Below are 7,542 nucleotides of genomic sequence, written 5' to 3' on the forward strand. Positions count from 1 at the left end.
ACTACCTGTATGAAAGGATTATCTCAGTTGACCCGGCGCTCAACTGGCTGAATCTTTTTATCTTGGCCACAGTCGCCTTGATTCCGTTCCCAACAGGGGTGTTATCAGGCGCGTATACAAATGGCAATCTCGCGGATCAGAAATCGGCGGTCGTTCTCTACGCACTAATTGCAACACTAATGTCCGCCGCGTGGCTGCCGATGTTCGCCTACCTTTATCGCAATCCGCAACTACTCAAAGCGAACACTCCACCGAACATGTTTGCAATCCAAATGAGACGACCCCTTGTTGGTGTGCTCCTCTACGCGCTCGCCGGCGTCCTCGGATGGACCATTCATCCTGACGTCGCCGTGGCCATATTTGTATTCATGGTTATCTATTATGCATGGACTAGCCAAGGAATCTCAAACAAAGCGCACCACAGAAACTGAAGTTCACCCTATAGATAGAGCAGGGATTGCGCCGAAATATACGCCCCGCCAAACTCTACAAGCTCAAAACGCTAAACGACGATTAAAAAAGGCCGTATTCAAAGAATACGGCCTTTTTTATACATCGCGCCTAACTACGTTCAGTTGCCGGGAGGACTAGTTATTGCACCCGTCTCGCCTGCGTTGCGCGAGCCTCGTCGCAGGTAACCTGAGTAATTAAGCTTTTTTCAGCAGACCCAGCTGTTGCAACGCCGTCACACCGTCATCCAACCCCAGCTCTTCAACAATTTTGCCATTTTGGAGACGTAGAACGGTGGTGCCAGTGAAGCGCATTTTCTTACCTGTTGCCGCTGGCAGTGAGCCCGCCAGGAAATCGCTGAACGCCGGGCCAGTGTGCGTACCACCACCTACCCATTGACCAACAACATAATCGCCTTCGGCAATCAGATCAGCTGCGCCTGCGAAAGACAGGTCCGGGAACGCGGCACGGAAATCAGCCATGAATGCTTTAATATCTTCACGGCCTTTACGCGGATCATGAAGCGAATAATGCAAAACCATGTCCGGCGCAGCCAGATCGTCCACGACTGCTGGGTTGTAAGTATCACCCCAGAATTCTGTGAACCAGCGAACCACGGTTGCTTTGTTATCGTCTAACTGAGACATATTTCATACCCTCGGCAGTTATAGTTGCTGTTTGAGAAAAATGCTTTCCCGGACAAAACATAATCAACCGCGGTTAGAGTCGAACTACGTTTCTTGCTTTGATGCCAAAATTCTCCTGCTGATATCACCTCAAATACACAACACTCATATCAACTATCGCAAACACGTTATCAATCGCAAGAAACAGAGTGCATTAAACTTGATTTCCATTCATTAGCTTAATAGGCGATCGCCGAACAACAAGGCGGTTGATACACTGTTCGAATTCGGCCTGACCAGTTATTTGCACTGGTCATAACCACGTTTTTCCATCTAAGGAGTCTCCGAACACGTCCTTTAATGTGCTGAAATACAACCTCATCACCTGGCCCGAGCCCTTTATGAGCCAGATAAGCTTTTTCGACTGCGTGAATGCGAATGACCACCGCACCACTGCCAATAACGTCGAAGAGTTCCTGGCTCATCGAGAGCACGTCTTCCCGCTTGGCCAGATATCTGGTCAGTACCGGCCAAGTGGCGTACAACGAGCCTTTCTCCGCCAGCATCATGATGTTGAATGACTCGATAGGGCCTGATGAAACGCCGAAGCTCACGAAACATCCCATGGGCTTCAGGCAGTCAAGCGAAGCAGGGAATGTGGCCTTCCCAACGCCGTCATATACAACATCACAACCTTCGCCTTGGGTGATTTCGCGCACGCGCTTGGCGAAGTTTTCTTCGCCATAATTAATGACATGGTCGCAGCCGTTCTGAGCAGCGACTTCGGCTTTTTCAGGCGATCCGACCGTACCAATGACCGTGGCCCCCAAGTGCTTCGCCCATTGCGACAAAATGAGCCCCACACCCCCAGCGGCCGCATGGATTAGAACCGAGTGGCCCGGCTCGACTCGAAAGGTGCGACGCAGAAGATACTGCGCAGTCAGCCCCTTTAGCATTGAGGCAGCGGCCGTTTCGAAATCGACTGACTCTGGGAGATGCACAAGGAAATGTTCGAGTACAGGTCACCCACGACAGAGAGATTGATCCTGTTTTTGAAGGTAACCTTCTCAACAGTCACCTTATCGCTGCGCAGAAAGGTTTTATCCCATTTTTCTTCTTCAGCCGCATAGCTGCCACCGGTGGCTACGCTTGCGCCCAATGCCATCGCTGCAATGATATGTTTCTTGATGCGTCCCTCTAATATCGATTCTAGAGATAACCAAATAGCCAGGCCTCGGTATCCAAAGACCCGTAAAACTCATTTACCCACCTTATTCTAAGGGTGAGCATTCCGAAGCGCGGCCCAAGCAAATGCTGCGGAACCAGCTAGAGCAGCAACACCGAATGCAAATGGACTCCACCAGCTCAGGGCGTCGAACATAAATCCGCCCAAACCTGCCCCTAAGGTGATTGCCATCTGGATCGTCGCTACCATCAAGCCGCCGCCTGCCTCAGCATCTTCTGGCAGTGTTTTGCTCAACCAAAGACCCCATGCTACCGGCGCCGGTGTAGCGACCAGCCCCCAAGCGGCAAGCAGGAATCCGACTGCCAAGGTCGAACTGCCCATGGCGATCAAAACCGCTGCAACCAGTGCCATCGATAACGGAATCCCGATCAGGTACGCATACATGCGGTGTTGCAGGAGCGACCCAATCAAGTAGGTGCCGATGACCCCGAAAACTCCCAGCAGCAGCAACATGAGAGACAGGGTGGTCACGCTCACCTGCGTAACCGTTTCAAGAAACGGGCGCAGGTAGGTGAAGACAGCAAACTGACCCATGAACAACAGCATGATTGCGAGCATTCCGATTGCGACCTGGGAGTTGCCCAGCAGGCGGAACGGGTTGTTGGATCGGACACTAGGCTCGCTACGCATCGCTGGGATACTTGCCCACTGCCAAGCAAACGCCAGGACTGCCAGTGGAACTACCAGGAAAAAGGAACCCCTCCATCCAATGTATTGCCCCAGGAAACTGCCCAACGGAGCAGCAACAGTAGCGGCTAGTGCGTTGCCGCCGTTGATGAGCGCTAATCCCTTTGCTACGGAATTTTTAGGGACGAGCTTCATGACTGTTGCTGTGGACATCGACCAGAAGCCACCGATAGCCACCCCCAACAACGCCCGCCCGGTCATAAACATCAATCCGTTGTGCGCAAAGGTGACGATTAAACCCGAGACTGTCAGAAGCAGACTGAAGCCGAGCAGGACCTTTTTCCGGTCAAATCGTCCTGTCAGCGGTGTGTTCAGCAAACTGGTGAGTACGGCGAAAAACCCCGAGATCGAAATAGCTTGGCCAGCTTGGCCCTGGCTGATACCCAGATCCTGAGCAATTGGCGTAAGGAGGCTCACCGGCATGAACTCTGAGGCGATCAGAACAACAACGCACAGCGCCATTGAAAAAACCGCGCCCCAGGCGGGTGGATGTGAAACGGCTGTTGCGCGCCCAAGCGTGGCATCAAATGTGGTCATATATCTTTTACCTGATGGAGTTGCCTCCACTTCAGCTTGGGTGTGGACCGTGCGGCGTCAGTAGGAGACAGGTGAATTCCGAATTTGAATGACAGCTTAAGGTGAAACCATTACCGTTATTAGCCACCATAATTTTGATGTAGTGATGAGAATAAATCAGTAATGAGCGCGCCCAAGGTCAACGATCTGCAAGCCTTTCTCGCTGTTGCCCGTGATCAAAGTTTCACGAAGGCTGCTGCAAAGCTGGGCGTCACACCCTCAGCCCTGAGTCACACGATCAGAGGGCTGGAGGCACGTTTGGGTGTGCGCCTGCTTGCGCGAACTACGAGAAACGTGGCACCGACCGAAGCTGGCGAAAAGTTGATGCTCTCGATCGGGCCGCTGTTCGACCAGATCACTGCCGAAGTCGAAATGCTCGGTGAACTGCGAGATAAGCCAGCGGGAAGAATCCGAGTGACTTGCTCGGACGATGCAGCTGAAAGCATCATCAGACCAATGCTTACAGCCTTTCTTGAGCAGTACCCCGACGTCACTGTGGAAATCAGCATCGACTACGGTTTCACCAATATCGTGACCGACCGTTTCGATGCAGGCATACGCTTGGGCGAATCGATCAGCAAAGACATGATCGCTGTTCGAGTCAGTCCGGACTGGCGCTTGGTTGTGGTGGGAGCACCGGCATACTTCGCTCGCCACGCAGCCCCAGTCATTCCGCAGGATTTAACCCAGCATAATTGCATTAACATCCGTCATACGATGGATGGCGGATGCTATGCGTGGGAATTCGAGAATGGTGACCGTAAGCTCAATATTCGTGTGACCGGCCAACTGACCGCCAACAGCACGATTCATGTCGTCAACGGTGCCCTCGACGGTATAGGGCTGGCGTATGTTCCCGACTTCATGGCCAAGCCATATCTCGCTGATGGCAGGCTACAAGAAGTGATGCCGCAGTGGTGCCCCTACTTCCAGGGCTTCCACCTTTATTACCCGAACCGGCGACAAGCATCATCCGCCTTCACCGCGTTCGTGGATGCGGTGAGGTATCGGGGCAAATAAACCTGGCCGACGGAAGTGATCGAAGTCCCGCTGATAGGTGGAAACCACAACACGTTTCCTACGGCCAGGCCTCAAGTTGTCAATGGTTGTGAGGCGGGGCAACGCTTGTGCCTGGACCAACCTGATATTGGTCATCTGTGACCTTTTCCAGCCACTCAACATTCTTGCCATTTAATGCTTCTTGCACGGCAATATGCGTCATTGAGGTGGTCGTGGACGCACCGTGCCAATGCTTATGTCCCGGTGGACACCAGATGACGTCGCCAGCCCCAGATGGAGAGGCGCTGATTTGGCGCTATTCCTACGTTGAAAAAAGCCTGAAGCTGCACCGTTACTGGAGTTCCAATTGCCAGGGTTGCGCACTGAAGTCGCAATGTACACCGAGCACGGAGCGGCGAGTCCGGCGCAGGGAACATGAATCTGTGTTGGAGGAAGTGCAGAACCGGCTGAGCAACGCGCCGGAGATGATGCGAGTCCAAAAACGAACGGGGGGTCAAGTGGAGTGCAATTTCGCACGGCATTCCAATTGGTATTCCAACCAACAACGAACCAGACATTGATTTTATAAATCAATAGTTTACTGAACAGATAAAAAGCAAATCACAAGCCGGCTTTTTAATTGTCCAATGTCCCATCCAAGGATCTACCTAATGGCGCAGCTATTACAAGAACTTCACGCGCTCCCCCTACCCAATGCCGTGCAACGCCATTCGACCTCATCCAACACCGAACTACAGAAACAAACGAACCTCATACCGCCAACCGCACCAACTCATCTATCAACAATTGCCCAGGCACACTCACCGGCACGCCTTGGCGGGTGACGATCTCGTAAGGCTCGCTGTATGACTTCAACGCCAGCGGCAGTCGGCTCAGCATGCCGTATTCCAAGGCCATGCGGGCAACATCCACCGGCATTACGGCAATCAGCCCCGAATCCTGCAACAGCAGCGACATGGTGGTGAAGGTCGATGACGTTTCGATCGGATAAACCGGAAAACTCAGCCCCGCCTCCCGGAACTCGCGTTCCAGGGTTAGGCGCATGGGCATGTTTACAGGGAATACGATCCAACGCGAGTCGGCGATGTCGCTCAGCTTAAGGTGCTCGTGCCGTGTATACGGATTGGCCGGATTGGCCACCAGCACCAGCTCTTCATGTTCTTTGGATTGGGTATCGTAGGCCGATGGTCTGCGGCTTACGCTGGTTCGACAAATGACCACGTCGAGGCGGCCCTGATCGAGCAGGCTCAGCAAACGGGCGCTGGTGTCTTCGACAATTGAAACTGACAGCTCAGGCTGTTTGGTCCGTAAACGCGCCAAGCCATCTACTAGCATCGGCACGGCGCCCATGATCGTCCCTACCGACAGACGTCCGCCGTGGCCCTGCATGATGCCGAGCATTTCTTCACGCAAATGCGCGACGTCAGTGTGGATCAATCGCGCATAACGCACTACGCACCGGCCCAGGTCATTGGCATCAAGGCCTTTGCTGGTGCGCTCGAATAACGAGGTGCCGAATGTCGACTCAATTTCCTGAAGCGCCTTGGTCGCCCCTGGCTGAGTGATGGCCATGGCCTCGGCGGCTCTGTGAATCGAACCCAGCTCATCAATGCTGATCAGCAAGCGCAGCTGTTTCAGACGTAGTCGCGAGGCGATGATGTTCAGTGAGGGCAACATAGGGGGATCACCAAAAGTTATCACTTGGTTAACAGCTGTCATTAGGCAGCATCGGCCTGGGAATTTAAAGTGACTTGCAACAGGTTCCTCTGGTGCGCATAAGCGCATCGCAAATGCAGGGTACCGCTTATAAAAATAATCAGGAGTTGAGACCGTGCGTCTAATCCAATTTGAATCCGCTCAGTCCGTTCGCCATGTCGGCGTCGTCGAAGGCGATGTGATCCAGGTGGTTAACGGGGTCTTGAGTATGCGTGAACTCGCCCTGTCGGCCATCCGTGCAGGTCACGGCATCGCCGCTGAAGTGCTCGCCCGAGGCACCCAATCCAGCGACCAAAGCTATGCCGCCGCGCTGGAACAGGGCCGGGTGCTGCCGCCACTCGATCACGAAGACTCAGCTCACTGCCTCGTCAGCGGCACCGGCCTGACGCACTTGGGCAGCGCCTCTACTCGCGACAAGATGCACCAGAAGCAAGACGCTGAAAAATCCGCAGCCCCTATCACCGATTCCGCACAGATATTCCAGTGGGGTATTGAAGGTGGGCGCCCTGAGCCCGGCACTCCCGGCGTTCAGCCTGAATGGTTTTACAAGGGCAACGGCTCGATTGTTGTGCGTCCGGGCCAAGCTTTTCAGTCTCCCGAGTTTGCCCAAGACACCGGCGAAGAGCCTGAGCTGACGGGCCTTTATGTGATCGGCGATGACGGCAAGCCCTACCGTATCGGCTTTGCCTTGGGTAATGAGTTTTCCGATCACGTTATGGAGCGTCGTAACTACCTCTACTTGGCCCACTCCAAACTGCGTAATTGCTCCTACGGCCCGGAACTGCGCGTGGGTCCATTGCCACGCCATCTGGCGGGCACCAGCCGCATCCATCGCAATGGCGAAGTGCTGTGGGAGAAAGAGTTTCTGAGTGGCGAAGACAATATGTGCCACTCGATTGAAAACCTTGAGTATCACCATTTCAAATATCAGCAGTTTTTGTGCCCCGGTGATGTGCACGTGCATTTTTTCGGCACCGCGACGCTGTCGTTCGCCGACAACGTGAAAGCGCAGCCAGGCGACGTGTTCGAAATCAGCCTGCCGGAGTTCGGCGCCCCCCTGCGTAATGGTATCGAGGTGAGCCACTCGGGCATCAGCGCTGGCGGCGTCAAAGAGCTGTGACGCAAAAGGCCTCCCGGAGGCCTGTTTAAACTGCCCCTCATAACAAACATAAAAAGAGAGATGAGCATGAAAGCTAACCCTGCTGCGACGGCACCCGTTGC

7 protein-coding genes and 2 pseudogenes are annotated in these 7,542 nt (G+C 53.9%); 4 read left to right on the top strand and 5 right to left on the bottom strand.

The window, feature by feature from the left end:
* A partial coding sequence (locus M0974_RS21155) for a hypothetical protein (protein ID WP_297841252.1) occupies nucleotides 1-431 on the top strand: 431 nt, incomplete at its 5' end.
* A gap of 216 nt (nucleotides 432-647) precedes the next feature.
* On the opposite strand, the gene M0974_RS21160 is transcribed toward M0974_RS21155, so the two are convergent.
* From M0974_RS21160 to M0974_RS21170, 3 genes are all read right to left on the bottom strand, one after another.
* Complete coding sequence (locus tag M0974_RS21160) at nucleotides 648-1,097, bottom strand: ester cyclase (RefSeq protein ID WP_297841256.1); 450 nt, start codon at nucleotides 1,095-1,097, stop codon at nucleotides 648-650.
* A gap of 218 nt (nucleotides 1,098-1,315) precedes the next feature.
* Nucleotides 1,316-2,032: a zinc-binding dehydrogenase gene (locus tag M0974_RS21165; protein ID WP_297841259.1), complete on the bottom strand. Its 717-nt coding sequence runs from the start codon at nucleotides 2,030-2,032 to the stop codon at nucleotides 1,316-1,318.
* A 320-nt stretch (nucleotides 2,033-2,352) separates the two neighbouring features.
* Complete coding sequence (locus tag M0974_RS21170; protein WP_297841262.1) at nucleotides 2,353-3,546, bottom strand: MFS transporter; 1,194 nt, start codon at nucleotides 3,544-3,546, stop codon at nucleotides 2,353-2,355.
* A gap of 162 nt (nucleotides 3,547-3,708) precedes the next feature.
* Here M0974_RS21170 and M0974_RS21175 point away from each other — a divergent pair, with 162 nt between their 5' ends.
* Complete coding sequence (locus M0974_RS21175) at nucleotides 3,709-4,605, top strand: LysR family transcriptional regulator (protein WP_297841265.1); 897 nt, start codon at nucleotides 3,709-3,711, stop codon at nucleotides 4,603-4,605.
* A 79-nt stretch (nucleotides 4,606-4,684) separates the two neighbouring features.
* Here M0974_RS21175 and M0974_RS21180 read toward each other — a convergent pair.
* Nucleotides 4,685-4,870: pseudogene (locus M0974_RS21180) on the bottom strand (cupin domain-containing protein); the annotation flags it as partial.
* Here M0974_RS21180 and M0974_RS21185 point away from each other — a divergent pair.
* Nucleotides 4,869-5,093, top strand: a pseudogene (locus M0974_RS21185) (transposase); the annotation flags it as partial. The pseudogenes M0974_RS21180 and M0974_RS21185 sit on opposite strands and share 2 nt — an antisense overlap.
* Nucleotides 5,094-5,355: 262 nt before the next feature.
* On the opposite strand, the gene M0974_RS21190 reads toward M0974_RS21185, so the two are convergent.
* The gene (locus M0974_RS21190) at nucleotides 5,356-6,282 is read right to left on the bottom strand and encodes a LysR family transcriptional regulator (protein ID WP_297841268.1); all 927 of its coding nucleotides are present in this window, start codon (nucleotides 6,280-6,282) and stop codon (nucleotides 5,356-5,358) included.
* A gap of 154 nt (nucleotides 6,283-6,436) precedes the next feature.
* On the opposite strand from M0974_RS21190, the gene araD1 reads away from it, so the two are divergent.
* Nucleotides 6,437-7,441, top strand: a complete 1,005-nt coding sequence (gene araD1 / locus M0974_RS21195; protein ID WP_297841271.1) for an AraD1 family protein — start codon at nucleotides 6,437-6,439, stop codon at nucleotides 7,439-7,441.
* Nucleotides 7,442-7,542: the final 101 nt, after the last annotated feature.

It is taken from the genome of Pseudomonas sp. (assembly GCF_026224925.1).
GTDB lineage: Bacteria > Pseudomonadota > Gammaproteobacteria > Pseudomonadales > Pseudomonadaceae > Aquipseudomonas.

What these genes read in the sequence shown, in the direction of transcription:
- M0974_RS21160 (WP_297841256.1), bottom strand. Translation starts at nt 1,097, where the DNA reads ATGTCTCAGTTAGACGATAACAAAGCAACCGTGGTTCGCTGGTTCACA.
- M0974_RS21190 (WP_297841268.1), bottom strand. Translation starts at nt 6,282, where the DNA reads ATGTTGCCCTCACTGAACATCATCGCCTCGCGACTACGTCTGAAACAG.
- M0974_RS21170 (WP_297841262.1), bottom strand. Translation starts at nt 3,546, where the DNA reads ATGACCACATTTGATGCCACGCTTGGGCGCGCAACAGCCGTTTCACAT.
- M0974_RS21175 (WP_297841265.1), top strand. Translation starts at nt 3,709, where the DNA reads ATGAGCGCGCCCAAGGTCAACGATCTGCAAGCCTTTCTCGCTGTTGCC.
- M0974_RS21165 (WP_297841259.1), bottom strand. Translation starts at nt 2,032, where the DNA reads ATGCTAAAGGGGCTGACTGCGCAGTATCTTCTGCGTCGCACCTTTCGA.